This window comes from Leclercia sp. LSNIH1, assembly GCF_002902985.1.
In the GTDB taxonomy this organism is placed as follows: domain Bacteria; phylum Pseudomonadota; class Gammaproteobacteria; order Enterobacterales; family Enterobacteriaceae; genus Enterobacter.
Genome location: NZ_CP026167.1, coordinates 2,219,223 through 2,237,294, shown reverse-complemented (window position 1 = coordinate 2,237,294; position 18,072 = coordinate 2,219,223). Strand labels below are relative to the sequence as shown.

Annotated in this window: 19 protein-coding genes; 11 read left to right on the top strand and 8 right to left on the bottom strand. The window is 54.0% G+C overall.

Annotated elements, in window-relative coordinates:
• Positions 1 to 5: 5 nt before the first annotated feature.
• The 6 genes from rlpA to lipA all read left to right on the top strand — a co-directional run bounded on the left by rlpA (position 6) and on the right by lipA (position 6,012).
• Positions 6 to 1,127 carry an endolytic peptidoglycan transglycosylase RlpA gene (gene rlpA, locus C2U54_RS11030; protein WP_103178664.1) on the top strand — a complete coding sequence of 374 codons (1,122 nt, stop codon included), beginning with the start codon at positions 6 to 8 and terminating at the stop codon, positions 1,125 to 1,127.
• Between the two features lie 138 nt (positions 1,128 to 1,265).
• Positions 1,266 to 2,477, top strand: a complete 1,212-nt coding sequence (gene dacA, locus C2U54_RS11025; RefSeq protein ID WP_103178663.1) for a D-alanyl-D-alanine carboxypeptidase DacA — start codon at positions 1,266 to 1,268, stop codon at positions 2,475 to 2,477.
• A gap of 107 nt (positions 2,478 to 2,584) precedes the next feature.
• On the top strand, positions 2,585 to 2,848 hold the full coding sequence (gene ybeD, locus C2U54_RS11020) for a DUF493 family protein YbeD (protein ID WP_003022706.1): 264 nt from the start codon (positions 2,585 to 2,587) through the stop codon (positions 2,846 to 2,848).
• Positions 2,849 to 2,940: 92 nt separating this feature from the next.
• Positions 2,941 to 3,582 (top strand): lipoyl(octanoyl) transferase LipB, encoded by a 642-nt coding sequence (gene lipB / locus C2U54_RS11015; RefSeq protein ID WP_103178662.1) that lies wholly within the window; start codon positions 2,941 to 2,943, stop codon positions 3,580 to 3,582.
• Positions 3,583 to 3,886: 304 nt separating this feature from the next.
• Positions 3,887 to 4,840: a YbeF family transcriptional regulator gene (locus tag C2U54_RS11010; protein WP_103178661.1), complete on the top strand. Its 954-nt coding sequence runs from the start codon at positions 3,887 to 3,889 to the stop codon at positions 4,838 to 4,840.
• A gap of 206 nt (positions 4,841 to 5,046) precedes the next feature.
• Complete coding sequence (lipA, locus tag C2U54_RS11005; RefSeq protein WP_103178660.1) at positions 5,047 to 6,012, top strand: lipoyl synthase; 966 nt, start codon at positions 5,047 to 5,049, stop codon at positions 6,010 to 6,012.
• Positions 6,013 to 6,097: 85 nt separating this feature from the next.
• Here lipA and tatE read toward each other — a convergent pair whose 3' ends face one another.
• Positions 6,098 to 6,301: a twin-arginine translocase subunit TatE gene (tatE, locus tag C2U54_RS11000; RefSeq protein WP_103178659.1), complete on the bottom strand. Its 204-nt coding sequence runs from the start codon at positions 6,299 to 6,301 to the stop codon at positions 6,098 to 6,100.
• 125 nt (positions 6,302 to 6,426) lie between these two features.
• On the bottom strand, positions 6,427 to 7,215 hold the full coding sequence (locus C2U54_RS10995; RefSeq protein ID WP_103178658.1) for a deaminated glutathione amidase: 789 nt from the start codon (positions 7,213 to 7,215) through the stop codon (positions 6,427 to 6,429).
• Positions 7,216 to 7,281: 66 nt separating this feature from the next.
• Here C2U54_RS10995 and crcB point away from each other — a divergent pair, with 66 nt between their 5' ends.
• Positions 7,282 to 7,665, top strand: coding sequence for a fluoride efflux transporter CrcB (gene crcB, locus C2U54_RS10990; protein ID WP_103178657.1), 384 nt, complete (start codon positions 7,282 to 7,284; stop codon positions 7,663 to 7,665).
• A 220-nt stretch (positions 7,666 to 7,885) separates the two neighbouring features.
• Here crcB and cspE read toward each other — a convergent pair whose 3' ends face one another.
• Together cspE and pagP are read right to left on the bottom strand one after the other, a co-directional pair.
• Complete coding sequence (gene cspE, locus C2U54_RS10985; protein ID WP_002439184.1) at positions 7,886 to 8,095, bottom strand: transcription antiterminator/RNA stability regulator CspE; 210 nt, start codon at positions 8,093 to 8,095, stop codon at positions 7,886 to 7,888.
• Positions 8,096 to 8,285: 190 nt separating this feature from the next.
• A complete protein-coding gene (gene pagP / locus C2U54_RS10980) occupies positions 8,286 to 8,789 on the bottom strand; it encodes a lipid IV(A) palmitoyltransferase PagP (RefSeq protein WP_233210471.1) in 504 nt (167 codons plus the stop codon).
• A gap of 787 nt (positions 8,790 to 9,576) precedes the next feature.
• Between pagP and dcuC the strand changes: the two genes are divergently transcribed.
• Positions 9,577 to 10,950, top strand: a complete 1,374-nt coding sequence (gene dcuC, locus C2U54_RS10975) for an anaerobic C4-dicarboxylate transporter DcuC (RefSeq protein WP_103178656.1) — start codon at positions 9,577 to 9,579, stop codon at positions 10,948 to 10,950.
• A gap of 88 nt (positions 10,951 to 11,038) precedes the next feature.
• A complete protein-coding gene (gene rna, locus C2U54_RS10970; RefSeq protein WP_103178655.1) occupies positions 11,039 to 11,848 on the top strand; it encodes a ribonuclease I in 810 nt (269 codons plus the stop codon).
• 4 nt (positions 11,849 to 11,852) lie between these two features.
• Here the strand turns inward: rna and C2U54_RS10965 are convergent, their stop codons facing one another.
• A complete protein-coding gene (locus tag C2U54_RS10965) occupies positions 11,853 to 12,473 on the bottom strand; it encodes a flavin reductase family protein (RefSeq protein ID WP_103178654.1) in 621 nt (206 codons plus the stop codon).
• Positions 12,474 to 12,870: 397 nt separating this feature from the next.
• On the opposite strand from C2U54_RS10965, the gene rnk reads away from it, so the two are divergent.
• The gene (gene rnk, locus C2U54_RS10960) at positions 12,871 to 13,281 is read left to right on the top strand and encodes a nucleoside diphosphate kinase regulator (protein WP_103178653.1); all 411 of its coding nucleotides are present in this window, start codon (positions 12,871 to 12,873) and stop codon (positions 13,279 to 13,281) included.
• A gap of 71 nt (positions 13,282 to 13,352) precedes the next feature.
• On the opposite strand, the gene C2U54_RS10955 is transcribed toward rnk, so the two are convergent.
• Complete coding sequence (locus C2U54_RS10955) at positions 13,353 to 14,591, bottom strand: zinc-dependent alcohol dehydrogenase (protein ID WP_103178652.1); 1,239 nt, start codon at positions 14,589 to 14,591, stop codon at positions 13,353 to 13,355.
• Positions 14,592 to 14,793: 202 nt separating this feature from the next.
• Here C2U54_RS10955 and uspG point away from each other — a divergent pair, with 202 nt between their 5' ends.
• Complete coding sequence (uspG, locus tag C2U54_RS10950; protein WP_103178651.1) at positions 14,794 to 15,222, top strand: universal stress protein UspG; 429 nt, start codon at positions 14,794 to 14,796, stop codon at positions 15,220 to 15,222.
• Positions 15,223 to 15,277: 55 nt separating this feature from the next.
• Here uspG and ahpF read toward each other — a convergent pair whose 3' ends face one another.
• Positions 15,278 to 16,843 (bottom strand): alkyl hydroperoxide reductase subunit F, encoded by a 1,566-nt coding sequence (ahpF, locus tag C2U54_RS10945; protein WP_103178650.1) that lies wholly within the window; start codon positions 16,841 to 16,843, stop codon positions 15,278 to 15,280.
• Positions 16,844 to 17,158: 315 nt separating this feature from the next.
• Positions 17,159 to 17,722 (bottom strand): alkyl hydroperoxide reductase subunit C, encoded by a 564-nt coding sequence (ahpC, locus tag C2U54_RS10940; protein ID WP_103178649.1) that lies wholly within the window; start codon positions 17,720 to 17,722, stop codon positions 17,159 to 17,161.
• Between the last annotated feature and the right edge of the window lie 350 nt (positions 17,723 to 18,072).

The following is an 18,072-nucleotide window of genomic DNA, read 5'->3' as shown; positions in this document are numbered from 1 at the left end:
ACGCAATGCGTAAGCAGTGGTCTGGGATCTGCATCGCAGTGAGTTTACTGGCAGCCTGTACAAGTGACGATGGTCAGCAGCAAGCGACCGTCGCACCGCCGCAGCCGGCAGTATGTAATGGTCCGGTGGTTGAGATCAGCGGAGCCGATCCGCGTTTTGAACCGCTCAGCGCTACCGCGAACCAGGATTACGAGCGAGACGGTAAGAGCTACAAAATCGTCCAGGATCTTTCCCGCTTCAGTCAGGCAGGCCTGGCGGCTATTTATGATGCCGAGCCGGGAAGCAACCTGACCGCATCCGGTGAAGTGTTTGATCCAATGCAGCTTACAGCTGCGCATCCGACCCTGCCGATCCCGAGCTATGCGCGTATCACCAACCTGGCGAATGGCCGGATGATCGTGGTGCGTATTAATGACCGGGGCCCTTACGGCAACGATCGCGTCATCTCGCTTTCGCGCGCCGCGGCAGACCGCCTGAACACGTCAAACAATACCAAAGTGCGGATCGACCCGATTATTGTCGCCCAGGACGGTTCGCTCTCCGGCCCGGGTATGGCCTGTACTACCGTGGCAAAACAGACTTATGCCCTGCCCGCGCGTCCCGATCTGAGCGGCGGTATGGGTAGCGCGTCGTCCGTTTCCGAACCTGCGCCGCAGGGTGACGTGCGCCCCATCAGTAACGACACGCTGAAAAGCGAAGACAGCATGGGCGCACCGGTCAGCAGCAGCGGTTTCCTCGGCGCACCCACCACGCTTGCGCCAGGTGTACTGGAAGGCAGCGAACCGCCAGCGCCGCAGCCGGTCGTCACCGCGCCGGTGAACCAGACGGCTCCGGTCACTGCGCCAGTGTCCGCTCCGACTCAGGCGCCGGTTACGGCCCCCGTTTCCGCCCCTGCCCAGGCCGGTGGATATGTCGTGCAGGTTGGCGCAGTCAGCGATCGGGCACGTGCGCAGCAGTATCAGCAGCGCCTCGGCCAGCAGTTTGGTGTTCCGGGTCGTGTTGAGCAAAATGGCGCAGTCTGGCGTATCCAGTTAGGCCCGTTTGCCAGCAAATCTGAGGCCGCCGCGTTGCAGCAGCGCCTGCAGAATGAAGCGCAGTTACAGTCATTTATCGCTGTTGCAAAATGATAATCGGCGGTATCCGAATTGTCAGTTTTTGTCATGATGATTCACATTCTCATGCTGAAAGTCGGATGCCTGCCTGTATAGCATTTGCTATAGTAAGGCACTTTTTTTAATTCCATCACGGATGTCGTTGTTCTGACCATGAAGACCACTTTCTCCGCTCGTTTTATGCAGCGCATGGCGCTCACTACGGCGCTTTGCGCTGCCACGCTCTCTGTTGCTCACGCCGATGACCTGAATATCAAGACCATGATCCCAGGCGTTCCGCAGATCGACGCGGAATCCTACATCCTGATCGACTACAACTCCGGCAAAGTGTTGGCTGAACAGAACGCTGATGCACGACGCGATCCGGCCAGTCTGACCAAAATGATGACCAGCTATGTCATCGGTCAGGCCATGAAAGCAGGTAAATTCAAAGAGACCGACCTGGTCACCATCGGTAACGATGCATGGGCTACCGGCAACCCGGTATTTAAGGGCTCATCTTTGATGTTCCTGAAACCGGGTATGCAGGTGCCTGTCTCTCAGCTGATCCGCGGCATCAACCTGCAGTCCGGTAACGATGCCTGCGTGGCGATGGCAGACTTTGCGGCTGGCAGCCAGGATGCCTTCGTCGGCCTGATGAACAGCTACGTGAGCGCGCTGGGTCTGAAAAACAGCCACTTCCAGACGGTTCACGGCCTGGATGCTGAAGGTCAGTACAGCTCTGCGCGCGATATGGCGCTGATTGGTCAGGCGCTGATCCGTGACGTACCGAACGAATACACCATCTACAAAGAGAAAGAGTTCACCTTTAACGGTATTCGTCAGACCAACCGTAACGGCCTGCTGTGGGACAACAGCCTGAACGTTGACGGCATCAAAACCGGCCACACTGAAAAAGCGGGTTACAACCTGGTCGCCTCGGCGACGGAAGGCCAGATGCGTCTTATCTCTGCCGTGATGGGCGGTCGTACCTTTAAAGGACGCGAGACTGAGAGCAAGAAGCTGCTGACCTGGGGCTTCCGCTTCTTCGAAACCGTTAACCCGCTGAAAGCGGGGAAAGAGTTTGCTTCTGAGCCGGTCTGGTTCGGTAATAACGATCGTGCCTCCCTGGGTGTAGATAAAGATCTCTACCTGACCATTCCTCGTGGACGCATGAAAGATCTGAAGGCCAGCTATGTGCTGAACGCCAGCGAGCTGCACGCCCCGCTGAAGAAAAACCAGGTTGTCGGCACCATCAACTTCCAGCTCGATGGTAAAACCATCGATCAGCGCCCACTGGTGGTGCTGGATGAAATCCCTGAAGGCAATTTCTTCGGCAAAATCATTGATTACATTAAATTGATGTTCCATCACTGGTTTGGTTAAGAATTGAACACTTGAAAGTGTGATTTCTGTCCCCATATACTATGTAACCTGATAACTCCCACCTGATGTGGGAGTTATTATTTTTTTGACGTACTGCCGGAGCTCCCATGAAAACCAAACTTAATGAACTGCTTGAATTCCCTACTCCTTTTACTTACAAAGTAATGGGACAGGCGTTGCCTGAGCTGGTTGATCAGGTGGTTGAGGTGGTACAGCGCCATGCGCCAGGAGACTACTCTCCGACGGTGAAACCAAGCAGCAAAGGTAACTACCACTCTGTGTCGATCACCATCACGGCCACGCATATTGAACAAGTCGAGACCCTGTACGAAGAGCTCGGCAATATCGATATCGTTCGTATGGTGCTTTAACGCCTTTCGGTTACCCGCATCGCCGGGTAACCTGCTTCCCCTCTGTGATATACTCCCCGCTACAGTTTGTTCCTTCGTTCGGAGAGATCGTTTTGTATCAGGACACCCTTCTCGTTCGCCAGCTTGGGCTGCAGCCCTATGAGCCTGTCTCCCAGGCTATGCATGAATTTACTGACACACGCGACGAGAACACGCCGGATGAGATCTGGCTGGTAGAGCATCCCCCCGTCTTTACCCAGGGCCAGGCAGGCAAAGCTGAGCATCTGTTGATGCCTGGCGATATACCGGTTATCCAGAGCGATCGTGGCGGGCAGATTACCTATCACGGGCCGGGCCAGCAGGTGATGTATGTTCTGCTTAACCTGAAACGCAGAAAGCTCGGCGTGCGCGAGCTGGTGACGCTGCTGGAACAGACAGTGGTTAACACGCTGGCTGAATTTGATATTGATGCGCACCCGCGGGCGGACGCTCCCGGCGTCTATGTCGGTGAAAGAAAGATATGCTCCCTTGGTCTGCGAATTCGTAAAGGGTGCTCTTTTCACGGTCTGGCATTAAACATCAATATGGATCTTTCGCCTTTTCAGCGCATTAACCCTTGCGGTTATGCCGGGATGGAGATGGCGCAAATGTGTGAGTGGGTCAAGGACATTACGCCCGAGGTGGCGCGCCCACATTTGGTTAACTCTATTTTAGCACTGCTAAATAATCCACCTCATAAATATATTGCTGCTTAATTCTCTTTCCCGACTGGCTCATTTATTTGATGAGCCAGTCTTATTTGAACCATTTATCCTTTACAACACCCCCTGATTTCTATATTTTCAAAACGCCTGCAACACGTCTGCACATTCGCGTTTCACCTGTTTTTCCGCGTCGGCATGGCATGCCGACTGGCGCAGTCACGCCTGATCGAAAACAATGTAATTCAAAGAGTTAATGTAAAGAACCTCAATTAACAGAACCTGTTTACCCATCTCAATAAGCACATTATTTAAATTCAACTATTATTTATATCGTGAATATATATGGAGGGATAGCGTGGATAATAATAAACTTCCAGAAAAGCGCTTGAGTGAAATCGGCAGTGATGCAAAACCGCAAATTTTTCGGACTTTACGTAATATCGATCTCAACTTATTGACGATTTTTGAGGCGGTATATGTTCATAAAGGGATCGTTAATGCTGCGAAAATTCTGAATCTCACTCCCTCGGCAATTAGTCAGTCCATTCAAAAATTACGGACAATTTTTCCCGATCCGCTCTTTATTCGTAAAGGCCAGGGGGTGACCCCCACCGCCTACGCCACACATCTGCACGAATATATCAGCCAGGGGCTGGAATCGATTCTCGGGGCGCTGGATCTCACCGGCAGCTACGATAAGCAGCGCACTATCACCATTGGCACGACCCCGACCGTAGCCGCTCTGGTTCTGCCGCCAATCTACCAGGCCGTGAAGATCCATGCGCCACACCTGATGCTGCGTAATATTTCGATCGTTGACGCCGAGACGCAGTTAGGGCAGTTCCAGTCCGATCTGATTGTGGACAGCAATTCCCTGAATGCCCGCGCCCTGAGCCACCACGTACTTTTCGCCGACAGACTGCTGCTAATCTGCCGTAAAGACCATCCGGCGCTGAGCCAGGCCGCAACGGTAGACAATTTGCAGCACTATGAGCAAACGCTGCTCACGCTGGAAGGCCAAAACCTGAATGGGCTGCGACAACGCATTAACGACATTTTCCCGGAAAAGCAGGTCAACTTCAGCAGTTACAATCTTTTTACGATTGCCGCCCTGATCGGCAACAGCGATCTGATTGGTATCATCCCGGAGCGTCTGTTTAACCTGGTACGCCATTGCTGGCCGCTGGAGCAGATCCCCTTCGCCCCGCTCAATGCTGAATGCGTAGAAATCTCGCTGTATTACAACAAGCTGAGCCTGCGCGACCCGGTGCTGGAAAATCTCATCAACGTCATCCGCCAGGCCTTTTAAGCCTTATCCTCATCCATAAAAGCGGGTTATTCCGCATAAAAGGCTCAAAACAACAACTATTTTACAATTTGGCGACCGGGCAGGCTGCTTTATCGTCCGTATCAATGATATACTGCCTGTCGTTCGTTCAAAAATAGTTGATAAATACAACATTCCCTTGAATTGAAACGCTTTCCTTCGATATTCGCAACTGGAAGACGCACGCTATGAGTAAACCCATTGTGATGGAACGCGGTGTTAAATACCGCGATGCCGATAAAATGGCCCTAATCCCGGTTAAAAACGTGGCTACGGAGCGCGAAGCGCTGTTAAGAAAACCGGCATGGATGAAAATTAAACTTCCGGCGGACTCTTCGCGTATTCAGGGAATTAAAGCGGCGATGCGCAAAAACGGCCTTCACTCTGTTTGTGAAGAGGCCTCCTGCCCGAACCTCGCTGAATGTTTCAACCACGGCACCGCGACCTTCATGATCCTCGGCGCAATCTGTACCCGCCGTTGCCCATTCTGTGACGTTGCCCACGGACGTCCTGTCGCCCCGGACGCCAATGAACCCCAGAAACTGGCGCAGACCATTGCTGATATGGCGTTGCGCTATGTGGTTATCACCTCCGTCGACCGTGACGATCTGCGCGACGGCGGCGCTCAGCACTTTGCTGACTGCATCACTGCCATCCGTGAGAAAAGCCCGTCCATTAAGATTGAGACGCTGGTTCCGGATTTCCGTGGCCGTATGGATCGCGCGCTGGAGATTCTCAATGCCAACCCGCCAGATGTCTTTAACCACAACCTGGAAAACGTACCGCGCCTCTATCGTCAGGTGCGCCCGGGTGCAGATTACAACTGGTCACTGAAGCTGCTGGAGCGCTTTAAAGAAGCCCATCCGGATATCCCGACGAAATCGGGTCTGATGGTCGGGCTGGGTGAAACCAACGAAGAGATCGTTGAAGTGATGCGCGATCTGCGTCGTCATGGCGTCACCATGCTGACGCTGGGCCAGTATTTGCAGCCAAGCCGTCACCACCTGCCAGTGCAGCGCTACGTGAGCCCGGAAGAGTTTGACGAGATGAAAGCCGAAGCGATGGCAATGGGCTTCACCCACGCTGCCTGTGGTCCGTTTGTGCGTTCGTCTTATCACGCCGATATGCAGGCGAAAGGCGAAGAGGTGAAGTAAACCCGTCACAAAAGTTTACAGTTCAACCATAAAAAAACCGGCTTACAGGCCGGTTTTTTTTATCAAACGCTTCAACGCGTTGCCGTTACTCTTTGTGAGAGAGCTTCTCGGCAGTGATATCCGCGTCGGCACTTCTTTTCGCCGTTGCGTCATCCTCGTTCATCGCCTTTTTAAAGCCTTTGATGGCAGCACCCAGGTCTCCGCCCAGCGTACGTAATTTTTTGGTACCAAACAGCAGGACAACCAGTGCGGCTACCACCAGCAGTTTGGTAATACTAATCTCACCCATAGATACCTTCTTGACGTAAACAGGCTGCATTTCGCGCCCTAAAAACCCGACCTTATTAACGGTCATTTGGCGCCCGCACACAATAGCAATCTGTAACAAGGTGAATCAAGCGTTGTTTAAAAAACTCACAATAATTGCGGTGGCGCGAAACGTCGGTTGCGCAGGACCGGCAACTGCTGGCGCGCCTTGATGATGCGCTCCCGGTCGATCTCAGCCAGCAACAGTGCCGGGCCTTCAGCCGCGGCTGCAATGGTCACGCCCAGGGGATCGATAATGCGGCTCTGACCGATATTCTTATTGCCGCACTCGCCTGCTGCGATCACATAGCAGGTTGTGTCCAGCGCCCGGGCCGCCAGAAGCGTTGACCAGTGGTGCTCCTTGAGCGGCCCTCTGACCCATGCCGCAGGTAAAACCAATACCTCTGCTCCCGCCAGCGCCAGATTCAATGCCATCTCCGGGAAGCGCAAATCGTAGCAGGTCATTAGCCCCAGATGGATGCCGTCGATCTCAATCAGCGGCGGTACAACCGAGCCCGCATCAACCAGACGGGACTCCTGAATACTGAACGCATCATAAAGATGGAGTTTGGCGTACTGCGCAACGATCCTGCCGTCGCGTAGGGCGACAAGGGTGTTAATGGCTCTGCCTCTGCTTGAAGGAACATGTACGGTCAGTACCGTAGTCAGGTGATTACGTGCGCTCTCCTCCAGCAACCGCGTCAGAAAGCCACCGTCGAGCTGCTGGGCGGACTTTACAGAGAGGTCGGGATCGTTATCATCACGTGCCAGCAGCGCTTCGGGTAGGACCAGCAGCGATGCCCCCTGCTCTGCCGCCTGTGCCATCAGCGACACGCAGGTTTCGGCATTTTTTTGCCACTCCGCTGTTACTGCAAACTGTCCAACCGCCACGTACATATTTTCCCCCTGCCTCAAACGGCGTTACACTCATAGCCCTTACACATCAAACAGCAGGTATTGTTCGTGTTTCAACTACTTTTAGCCGTTTTTATCGGTGGGGGCACAGGAAGCGTGGCGCGCTGGCTGTTGAGCATGCGATTTAATCCGCTGCATCAGCAAATCCCGTTCGGCACGCTGGCAGCGAATCTCACGGGTGCCTTTATTATTGGCCTGGGGCTGGCGTGGTTCAACAGGATGACCCACATCGATCCGGTGTGGAAATTATTGATCACCACCGGCTTCTGCGGCGGGCTGACCACGTTCTCAACCTTCTCGGCGGAAGTGGTGTTCCTGTTACAGGATGGCCGCGCCGCCTGGGCGCTGCTGAACGTCGCGGTCAATCTGCTGGGCTCGCTAATGATGACCGCGCTCGCATTTTGGTTAGTTTCTGCAATTAACGCACACTAAAACCACGGCCCTTAATGTTGGCTTAATTTTTCTCAGGCACCCTTGAGGCAGTTGACTGAGAGGGCGTGGGAATGAAAGAGAAAATGGCAAGCGCAGGGGCGGTGATGCTGGGCATACTGATTATCGCCAGCTTTCTGAAACTGTACATGTTTAGCTGAGCTGAAAACGAAAAAAACCCGCTCGGTGAGCGGGTTTTGAAATTCTTGCTGTCTCGTCTGAATTACAGAGCGATTACGTTAGCAGCAGAAGGGCCTTTGGCACCGTTAGTGATTTCAAACTCAACGCGCTGACCTTCAGCCAGAGTTTTGAAACCATTGCTCTGGATTGCAGAGAAGTGTACGAACACGTCTTTGCTGCCATCTTCCGGAGTAATGAAACCGAATCCTTTGGACTCATTAAACCACTTAACGTTACCTTTAATCTTAGACATCAAAATTACCTTTACATGAAAATTGGACACAAATGCTGTGTCGGGTATCAGTACAACAATTGTTAGCGGTTTTGTCCAGTGGCTTTTTGAAGAAAAGTGACAAAAGTCGCGTTAATTTTTCCTGCCCAATTTTTATCCTTTACTATTCAATAACTGGCTATTAAATCACCAGCGTGTAAAGTTTTTTCAGTTAAAACTGAAACCGCATCCAGGCGAAGTAAACGTTGCCGTTGTTATAGGTACCGGGGATGTAGGTCATCTGGAAGGTTGCCGGACCATATCCCACAGAAGCCAGCGGTAAGAGCACCGGAACGGGGATGTAATTCCAGTTATCGCGCGCCGTCACTGCAGCAGTAAACCCGAGCCCCAGATGGAGGTTGTCATCGGCCAGCGGCCGCCAGGTTTTCTCCCAGCCGTAGCCCGCAATCGGCTCCCATTTATTGTAAGAGTCTTTAAACGCCATGGCATAAAGTCCATGCCAGTTACCTTTTTCATCCCAGCGCGACTGGCCCGCTCCCGCGCCCCACGGACGTTCGTTATAGCGATCGGTCTTCTCTTTATCGTAGGCAAAGCGGGCATGCCAGGTGATGGCGGGGACATAGAGATCGTAATGCTGGGGCGCCTCCCAGGTTTCAACCATATCGTTGTGGATCGTTTTGACCCAGTCCCTGAGAGTAGGCACATCTTTAGCCATTGCCGCAGTTGAAAAAGGTAACTGAGCAAAAATAAAAGAAAAAATAAGGAAAGATTTATTAAAAAACGTCACAATCAAATTACCATTTTCATATTCACCGCGTCTTCTCGCACAGAATAGCGGAATGGAAACATGACGACATTGGCGTTTATCTTAATTATTCAGCGCAGCAGATAAGAATTGTCCTGATAAAAAATGGCTTACCGCAAAATATTAAGATGCTTTTAAGAAAAATTAATGATGATGCAATAGCTTATATAGCACACGAATAGCTTACCCCCTATCGCAGCGGTGTTGCGGGGCTCCTATACCGTCGAGAAACCCGCCAACCACCCACTCCTCAGGCTGGCAACACGCATCGCGCCAGGACGCCTTTGCCGGATATTTATCCGCATTGAAATAACGGCTAAAAAGGTAATATTTTTATCCGCATAAGCCCATCTTAAATATATTTTAAGAGCGATCCGAGCGGTAAAATATTATCCGCGAAGTGACGGTTAAAGCGTATTGAAATTTGATTATCTGAATGTATCGGGTTTCTTTCTGCAGCAGAGAGACGCCAGAGGCGGGTTTAAGGAGTGTGGTGATCGCGCGTCGACACGCGAACCAGGACCAACCAGCGAAGATACATAGCGCTGCAGCAGAAAATCGGCAACAACGACGCTTTAGTCGCCGATTTATTGATTTTAGTCAGCGAGACCGGGCCATTATTTCGGCACATTTTGTCACCTTATTTTCATTGCTACTTTATCCTTCGCTCTGGGGGCGTCGGGAAACAGAGGAAACCATGCTAACGTTTATCGAGCTCCTGATCGGGGTGGTTGTCATTGTCGGCGTCGCACGCTACATCATTAAAGGTTACTCCGCTACCGGGGTGCTCTTTGTCGGCGGTCTGGCTCTGTTGATTGTCAGTGCCCTGATGGGTCACCAGGTGCTGCCGTCCAGTGCCACCAGCACCGGTTACACCGCAACCGACATCATTGAATATATCAAAATCCTGCTGATGAGCCGCGGTGGCGATCTGGGGATGATGATCATGATGCTCTGCGGCTTTGCCGCCTATATGACTCACATCGGCGCCAATGATATGGTCGTTAAGCTGGCCTCAAAGCCGCTGAGCTATATCAACTCCCCTTACCTGCTGATGATTGCCGCCTATTTTGTCGCCTGCCTGATGTCACTGGCCGTGTCGTCAGCGACGGGCCTCGGGGTACTGTTGATGGCGACCCTGTTCCCGGTAATGGTCAACGTGGGGATCAGTCGCGGTGCGGCGGCAGCCATCTGTGCCTCCCCGGCAGCGATTATTCTCTCCCCCACCTCCGGTGACGTGGTACTGGCCGCTAAAGCCGCCGAGATGCCGCTGATCGATTTCGCCTTTAAAACCACCCTGCCGATCTCTATTGCCGCCATTATCGGCATGGCAATTGCGCACTTCTTCTGGCAGCGTTACCTCGATAATAAAGAGAACATCTCGCACGAACGCCTCGACGTCAGCGAAATCACCACCACCGCCCCCTCCTTCTATGCAATTCTGCCGTTTACGCCCATCGTCGGCGTGCTGATTTTCGACGGCAAATGGGGTCCGGAACTGCATATCATCACCATTCTGGTGCTCTGCATGCTGATTGCCGCGCTGCTGGAATTTGTTCGCGGCTTCAATACTCAGAAGGTCTTTAGCGGCCTGGAAGTGGCCTATCGCGGCATGGCGGATGCTTTCGCCGGGGTAGTGATGCTACTGGTGGCGGCCGGGGTCTTTGCCCAGGGGCTGAGCACTATCGGCTTTATCCAGAGCCTGATCTCCATCGCCACCTCGTTTGGTTCGGCGAGTATCATCCTGATGATGGTGCTGGTTGTCCTGACCATGCTGGCGGCGATGACCACCGGCTCCGGTAATGCGCCCTTTTACGCCTTCGTGGAGATGATCCCGAAACTGGCGCACTCGTCCGGTATTAACCCGGCCTATCTCACCATTCCGATGCTGCAGGCCTCCAACCTGGGCCGCACCATCTCCCCGGTTTCCGGTGTGGTGGTCGCCGTTGCCGGGATGGCGAAGATTTCGCCGTTCGAAGTGGTAAAACGCACCTCTGTTCCGGTGCTGGTGGGGCTGGTGATTGTGATTATTGCCACGGAAGTACTCGTGCCTGGCACCGCCGTGGGCTAAGCCACGCCATAGCATAAAGCGCCTGCGGGCGCTTTTTGTGCTTTAATAATCTCCAGCAATATTTTGCCTTCAACCATCAGGAATTGATATGTTCAGAAAGGATTTCGTTTTGCCTGTCAGCGTAACCGCAGTTGCGCTGTGCGCTTTCCCGGCGCAGGCCGCCCCGCTTCAGGCGACGCAATATGCGGATTTCGATCGCTACGTGCTGGCGCTCTCATGGCAATCTGGTTTTTGCCAGAGCCTGCATGACCGCAACCGCGCAGCGCCAGATGAGTGCCGCCTGCAAAAAGAGCGTAACGACAAAACGACGATCCTCACCGTTCACGGCCTGTGGCCGGGCTTGCCGAAATCTATCGCCGCTCGCGGCGTCGACGATCGCCGCTGGATGCGCTATGGCTGCGCCACCCGCCCCATTCCCAATATGCCGGAGGCAAAAGCCAGCCGTAAATGCGACGCCGCCGAGACCGGCCTGTCGCTGACCGGTGCCGCGAAGCTAAATGAGGTGATGCCCGGCGCAGGCGGCAACTCCTGCCTCGAACGTTACGAATATGCCAAACACGGCGTCTGCTTTGGGTTCGATCCCGACGCCTATTTCGGCACCATGGTGCGCATGAACCAGGAAGTCAAAGCCAGCCCGCTGGGGCAGTTCCTCGCGGCCAACTACGGCAAAACCGTCACCCGCAGCGCCTTTGACGCCGCCGTCGCCAGAGGCTGGGGGCCGACAACGGTGAAAGCCGTCAAGCTCAGCTGCAGCGGTAATCCGGCCTATCTCACGGAAGTACAGCTTTCCCTCACCGCGGCCAGCATCAACGCCCCGCTGGCAACCTCCTCATTTGTGCCACAGCCGCATCCGGGCAACTGTGGCAAACAGTTTGTGATCGACAAAATCGGTTACTGAGATCTTACCCTTTTCGCGCGTCCGGGCGGACCAGGTCAAAGCGTTGATCCTCGCTAATGGCGAAGTACGCCGTCGGGCCACCGGCGCGCAGCACCGGCTGGGCTTTCGCCGTCTGATAGATCCCGTCCTGCAGCAGGTTTTCGTCAATGTGGATCCCCACCACTTCCCCCAGCACCAGCCAGGTATCGATCGAAGCGCCGCTGGCGGCAGTCAACTGGATACACTGTGACAGGCGGCACTCAAAATTGACCGGACTTTCGGCGACGCGCGGCACCTTCACCAGCTGGCTCTCCGCTTTAGTCAGCCCGGCACGTAAAAACTCATCCTCCCCGTGCGCGAGGCTGGCAGAGGTCTCATTCATGGCGCTGGCCAGCTCACGGGTGGTGAGATTCCAGACAAACTCCCCGGTCTCGACAATATTGCGCACGCTGTCCTTCCAGCCAGTGCTGGCAAAACCGATGATGGGCGGATGGTAATTAAAACAGTTGAAGAAGCTGTAGGGCGCCAGATTGGGCCGTCCTTCAGGATCGCACGAGGCAATCCAGCCAATCGGACGTGGGCCAACAATGGCGTTAAGTGGATCGTGCGGCAGGCCGTGTCCCTGGGAAGGTTGATAAAAGTACATAGCGCTCTCTGAACAGGTTTGGAATGTAAACCGGCAGGCACGGATTACGCTTCGCTCATCCCCCTGCCCCAAGAGGATCAGCGTAACGCAATCCGTATGAAATGAAGAATGAATATGTGTCGTTTATCGATGCTTATCAGCGGCGCTTACTTTGTAAGGGCGCATAAAAAGGATAATCCAAATCGACAAACGATCACGTTTTTCGTACAAAATTCATACTATCGAGGCAGATGACAGTCCGGAACTCAATCCACGCCATGAATGTGACAGCCATCACTTCAAACCCGGGCGCAGACTCAGTATTATCAGTCATCGTTAAACCCTCGCTACCGGATGGCGAGGGTTTTCTTTTGGCATCTTCTGCGGTTGTCGCAGCATTAACGACATGGAGTAAATAATGTCCAGACCCACCATTATCATTAACGAACTCGATGCTGAACGTATCGACCGCCTGCTGGAGCAACCGGCCTTTGCATCGCTACCCGTCGCAGATGCCCTGAACGCTGAACTGGATCGTGCCCAGATGTGTGCCCCGCAGGACATGCCGTCTGACGTGGTCACCATGAACAGCCAGGTGAAATTCCGCGATTTGACCACTGGCGAAGTGCGTACCCGCACGCTGGTCTACCCGGCGCAGATGACCGACAGCAGCACGCAACTGTCGGTCCTGGCACCGGTGGGGGCCGCGTTGATTGGCCTGCGTACCGGCGACACTATCCATTGGGAACTGCCAGGCGGTACCGCCACGCATCTGGAGGTGCTGGAACTGCTCTGGCAGCCTGAAGCAGCAGGCGAATACCTGCGCTAAGCCCATCTGAATAAGCGTTTACGCGCTTAACCCAGAGGATGCCCGGGCATCCTCTTTCCGGCCTTCCGCTATCAGATCACGCCGCCAGGCATAGGGTTGACCAGCCCCGTGACCCGCTCTTTTGCCACTTCCGCGCTTTGTGCACCAGGCACCAGAATAATTTTCCGGCACTCTTCCTGATGCTTATCAAAGATCTCATATCCGCGAGCCGCCTCTTCAAACGGCATATAATGGGTGACGATCTCTTCAGGCGTGAGCAGCCCCTGCTCGATCAGCGGCAACAGTTCACCCAGCCAGGCATGAACGTCAGTCTGCCCCATTTTAAAGGTGAGCCCTTTGTCAAAGGCATCGCCAAACAGGAAACCATGAATAAAGCCGGCATAGACGCCCGGCACGCTGACGATCCCACCGCGCCGTACAGCAGCAATACACTGCCGCAGGGCTTTACCGCTGCTGCCCTCGAGCTTGAGGTTGGTCAGCACCGTTTCCGTGGTGCTCCCTTTCGCCTCAAAACCTACCGCATCGATAACAGCATCCACCCCACGCTGACCCCGGGTCTGCTCAATGATTTTTTCTGCGGCATCGTCGTCGCGATCAAAGTTAATGGGGATCGCGCCGTAACGATCCTGGGCGAAGCGCAGTCGGTAGTCGTGATGATCGACGATAAAAATCTGCTCGGCCCCGAGGTAACGTGCGCAGGCAACGGTCAGGAGGCCTACTGGCCCGGCGCCAAATACCGCGACGCTGCTGCCCTGAGTGATCTGGGCATTTTTGGCGGCCTGCCAGGCAGTGGGCAGGATGTCCGACATGAACAGGGCCTTATCATCTGACAGCAGCGGCGGCACCTTAAAGGGGCCGACGTTGCCTTTTGGCACGCGGACATATTCCGCCTGGCCGCCGGGCACACCACCGTAAAGATGGCTATAGCCAAAAAGCGCAGCCGGAGGTGGGATCTGTTTTTTATTCAGGGAGGCGCCGCGCCCGCTGTTGGTATTTTCACAGGCGGCATAATGCTGCAGGCGGCAGAAAAAGCAGTCGCCGCAGGCAATCACAAAGGGGATCACTACCCGATCGCCCTTAGCGAGATTTTTCACCTCTCGGCCGGTCTCCACCACTTCCCCCATAAACTCATGGCCGAAGATATCGCCATGTTCCACCTTCGGGATCTTCCCATGATAGAGATGCAGATCAGAACCGCAGATCGCGGTGGCGGTGATGCGCAGGATAATATCGTCAGCTTGCTCGATGGCCGGATCGGGTACCGTTTCAACCTTAACGTTATGTGGGCCATGATACGTCAATGCTTTCATTCGACCTCCGGATTCAGAGAAAAAATGCGGGTTTACCTTAAAAGGGTAGCCATCAGCGGGGATATACCGGGAAATTGCACGGCTTTGGGATTATTCCTGGCCTACAAGCGCGACGATATTAAAAAATGCCTGCCAGCTATCAGAATTTGCTTATATTTTGTGTTTGAATGGAATAAGCGTAAATAAACAGGGAGAAACGGGTATGTACCAGACGATTATTATGCCGGTGGATGTTTTTGAGATGGAATTGAGCGACAAGGCGATTCGCCACGCTGAATTCCTGGCGCAGCAGGATGGTATTATTCACTTACTGCATGTTTTACCGGGCTCGTCCACCTTCGGATTGCATCGCTTTGCCGCCGATATGCGCCGCTTTGAAGAGCATATCGAAAAAGAAGCACAAGCCCGGCTGCAGACCATGATCGGCCACTTCAGCATCGACTCCTCACGTCTCAGAACCCATGTCTGTTTTGGTCACGTGCGTGACGTCGTGAATGAGATGGCCAGCGAGCTGAAGGCCGATATTGTGGTGATCGGGTCGCGTAACCCGTCAATCTCCACCCATCTGCTGGGGTCGAACGCCTCCAGCGTCATCCGCCACGCCTTTGTGCCAGTGCTGGTCGTGAGATAAAAAAAGAGGCTACCCCAGGGTAGCCTCTTTACAGTGCAGGTGTTGTCTTACGTTCTTATGCTGTTTTGGTACGAATCAGATGATCAAAGGCGCTCAGTGACGCTTTCGCCCCTTCGCCGGTGGCGATGATGATCTGTTTGTACGGTACGGTGGTGCAGTCGCCCGCCGCAAATACGCCCTTCACGCTGGTCTCACACTTGGCGTCGATGATGATCTCGCCCATGCGGTTACGCTCAATGGCGCCTTCCAGCCAGGTGGTGTTCGGCAGCAGACCAATCTGCACAAAGATCCCCGAAAGCTGAACGCTGTGTACGTCGCCGCTCACGCGGTCGCGGTACTCAAGGCCGGTCACTTTACTGCCATCGCCTGTCACTTCGGTGGTCTGCGCGTTCAGGATGATGTCGACGTTGTTCAGGCTGCGCACTTTATCCTGCAGGACCTGATCGGCTTTCATCTCTGGCGCGAACTCCAGCAGCGTAACGTGCTCCACGATACCGGCGAGGTCGATGGCCGCTTCCACACCGGAGTTACCGCCACCAATTACCGCCACGCGTTTGCCTTTGAAGAGCGGGCCGTCGCAGTGCGGGCAGTAGGTTACCCCTTTGGTGCGATACTGTTCTTCGCCAGGCACGTTCATGTTGCGCCATTTGGCACCGGTAGCAATGATCACGCTGCGCGCTTTCAGCACGGCACCAGATGCCGTTTCAATCTGGTGGAAACCGCCTTCCTGCGCTGCCGGCACCAGTTTGCTGGCGCTCTGGCTGTCGATCACATCCACTTCATATTCGCTGACGTGCGCTTTCAGGGCGCCAGCCAGTTTCTGACCTTCGGTTTTAGGCACGGAGATATAGTTTTCAATATCCACCGTATCCAGTACCTGGCCGCCAAAGCGTTCGCCCATCAGACCGGTGCGAATACCTTTACGGGCAGAGTAAACCGCAGCCGCCGCACCCGCCGGGCCGGAACCGACAATCAGCACGTCATAGGCATCACGCTTGTTCAGCTCTTCTGCTGCACGTTTTTCCGCGCCGGTATCCACTTTAGCGACGATTTCAGCCAGCGTCATACGACCCTGACCGAACTCTTTACCGTTCACAAACACCGCCGGAACACCCATCACGTTACGATCGGTGATTTCGTTCTGGAACACCCCGCCGTCAATGGCGGTGTGTTTGATGCGCGGGTTCAGCACCGCCATCAGGTTCAGCGCCTGCACCACGTCCGGGCAGTTATGGCAGGAGAGCGAGTAGTAGGTTTCGAATTCAAAATCACCATCCAGGTCGCGGATCTGCTCAAGTAATGCCTGCGCTTCCTTCGACGGATGACCACCGGTCCACAGCAGGGCCAGTACCAGTGAGGTAAATTCATGTCCCAGCGGAGAACCGGCAAAGCGCGGCCCCTGGGTCGAACCTGGGTTGGTGATCAGGAAAGAGGGTTTACGCACCGCAAGGGTGTTGTCTTCCTTAAAAGTGACCTTTTCGGACAGGTCGGCGATCTCCGCCAGCAGTTCCTTGATTTCTGCCGATTTAGCGCTGTCATCCAGCGTGGCAATCAGCTCAACAGGTTTGGTCAGCTTCTCAAGGTAGGCTTTGAGCTGGGTTTTCATATTTGTGTCGAGCATTCTTTATCTCCTGCTTAAAAAACATCATCATGCAAGCGGCCTAATCCTGGCTGCCTGAGTGCAACTTGCATCATGGTGCTGGAATGAAATGGGCGCGGATGCGCCCATTGAATGCCGGGTGGCACTTCGTTTACCCGGCCTGCGTTTTGTAGGCCTGTGCAAGCGCAGCGCCGCCGGGCATTGCAAACGAATCTCCAAAGTGGTTCGCGTCAGAGCAAGGCGGCTAGCCTGTGAGTCCCCGGGAGCTTACATAAGTAAGTGACCGGGGTGAGCAGGCGACGCCAACGCCGCTATGGCGCGAAATACGACGGAAATTTAGATTTTGCCAACCAGGTCCAGGGACGGAGCCAGAGTCGCGTCGCCTTCTTTCCATTTCGCCGGGCAAACTTCGCCTGGGTGAGAAGCAACGTACTGAGCCGCTTTCACTTTACGCAGCAGGTCAGATGCGTCACGGCCGATGCCTTCAGCTGTAACTTCTACCGCCTGGATGATGCCCTGCGGGTCAACGATGAAGGTACCACGGTCTGCCAGACCCTGATCTTCACGCATGTTGTCAAAGTTACGGGTCAGGGCGCCAGTTGGGTCGCCGATCATCGCATATTTGATTTTCGCGATGGTTTCAGAGCTGCTGTGCCATGCTTTGTGCGTGAAGTGGGTGTCAGTAGAGACAGAGTAGATATCTACGCCCAGCTTCTGGAACTCGCTGTAGTGGTCAGCAACGTCACCCAGTTCAGTCGGGCAGACGAAGGTGAAGTCAGCTGGATAGAAGAAGAAGACGCTCCAGCGACCTTCGGTATCTTTCTCGGTAACTTCGATGAATTCACCGTTTTTGAACGCCTGGTTTTTGAAAGGTTTGATTTTGGTATTAATTAAAGACATCTGTACTTCCTCCGTGTTTTCGTTGAGGTGTAAGGTACCGAACTTTGCCGATCCGGGCTAATGCGTTTGCATTATCAAATCAATCAGCGATACCTAACAACCTTTCACAAGAAACTGCGTGAACTAAAAAAGTAAAAAGGCCGCCTTGACGGCGGCCCTGATACCTGAGCTACCCGGGGGTAACATCAGTGCCAGCCGAAGCTGGCGATGTGTTGCGCTCTACATGACCTTTAGTCAGGCCGTGACAGCAAAGGGGATTACACCACCCCCTCAACGAAAGGGCAATTCGCTGACAGGGTAATAATACCTATGGCTGTGATAGGTTTTACCGAACCCGCGCTTTGCGAGTG

Coding starts and splice junctions, on each gene's coding strand:
- rlpA (WP_103178664.1), top strand. CDS start 6: ATGCGTAAGCAGTGGTCTGGGATCTGCATCGCAGTGAGTTTACTGGCA.
- dacA (WP_103178663.1), top strand. CDS start 1,266: ATGAAGACCACTTTCTCCGCTCGTTTTATGCAGCGCATGGCGCTCACT.
- ybeD (WP_003022706.1), top strand. CDS start 2,585: ATGAAAACCAAACTTAATGAACTGCTTGAATTCCCTACTCCTTTTACT.
- lipA (WP_103178660.1), top strand. CDS start 5,047: ATGAGTAAACCCATTGTGATGGAACGCGGTGTTAAATACCGCGATGCC.
- tatE (WP_103178659.1), bottom strand. CDS start 6,301: ATGGGTGAGATTAGTATTACCAAACTGCTGGTGGTAGCCGCACTGGTT.
- C2U54_RS10995 (WP_103178658.1), bottom strand. CDS start 7,215: ATGTACGTGGCGGTTGGACAGTTTGCAGTAACAGCGGAGTGGCAAAAA.
- cspE (WP_002439184.1), bottom strand. CDS start 8,095: ATGTCTAAGATTAAAGGTAACGTTAAGTGGTTTAATGAGTCCAAAGGA.
- pagP (WP_233210471.1), bottom strand. CDS start 8,789: ATGGCTAAAGATGTGCCTACTCTCAGGGACTGGGTCAAAACGATCCAC.
- dcuC (WP_103178656.1), top strand. CDS start 9,577: ATGCTAACGTTTATCGAGCTCCTGATCGGGGTGGTTGTCATTGTCGGC.
- rna (WP_103178655.1), top strand. CDS start 11,039: ATGTTCAGAAAGGATTTCGTTTTGCCTGTCAGCGTAACCGCAGTTGCG.
- C2U54_RS10965 (WP_103178654.1), bottom strand. CDS start 12,473: ATGTACTTTTATCAACCTTCCCAGGGACACGGCCTGCCGCACGATCCA.
- rnk (WP_103178653.1), top strand. CDS start 12,871: ATGTCCAGACCCACCATTATCATTAACGAACTCGATGCTGAACGTATC.
- C2U54_RS10955 (WP_103178652.1), bottom strand. CDS start 14,591: ATGAAAGCATTGACGTATCATGGCCCACATAACGTTAAGGTTGAAACG.
- uspG (WP_103178651.1), top strand. CDS start 14,794: ATGTACCAGACGATTATTATGCCGGTGGATGTTTTTGAGATGGAATTG.
- ahpF (WP_103178650.1), bottom strand. CDS start 16,843: ATGCTCGACACAAATATGAAAACCCAGCTCAAAGCCTACCTTGAGAAG.
- ahpC (WP_103178649.1), bottom strand. CDS start 17,722: ATGTCTTTAATTAATACCAAAATCAAACCTTTCAAAAACCAGGCGTTC.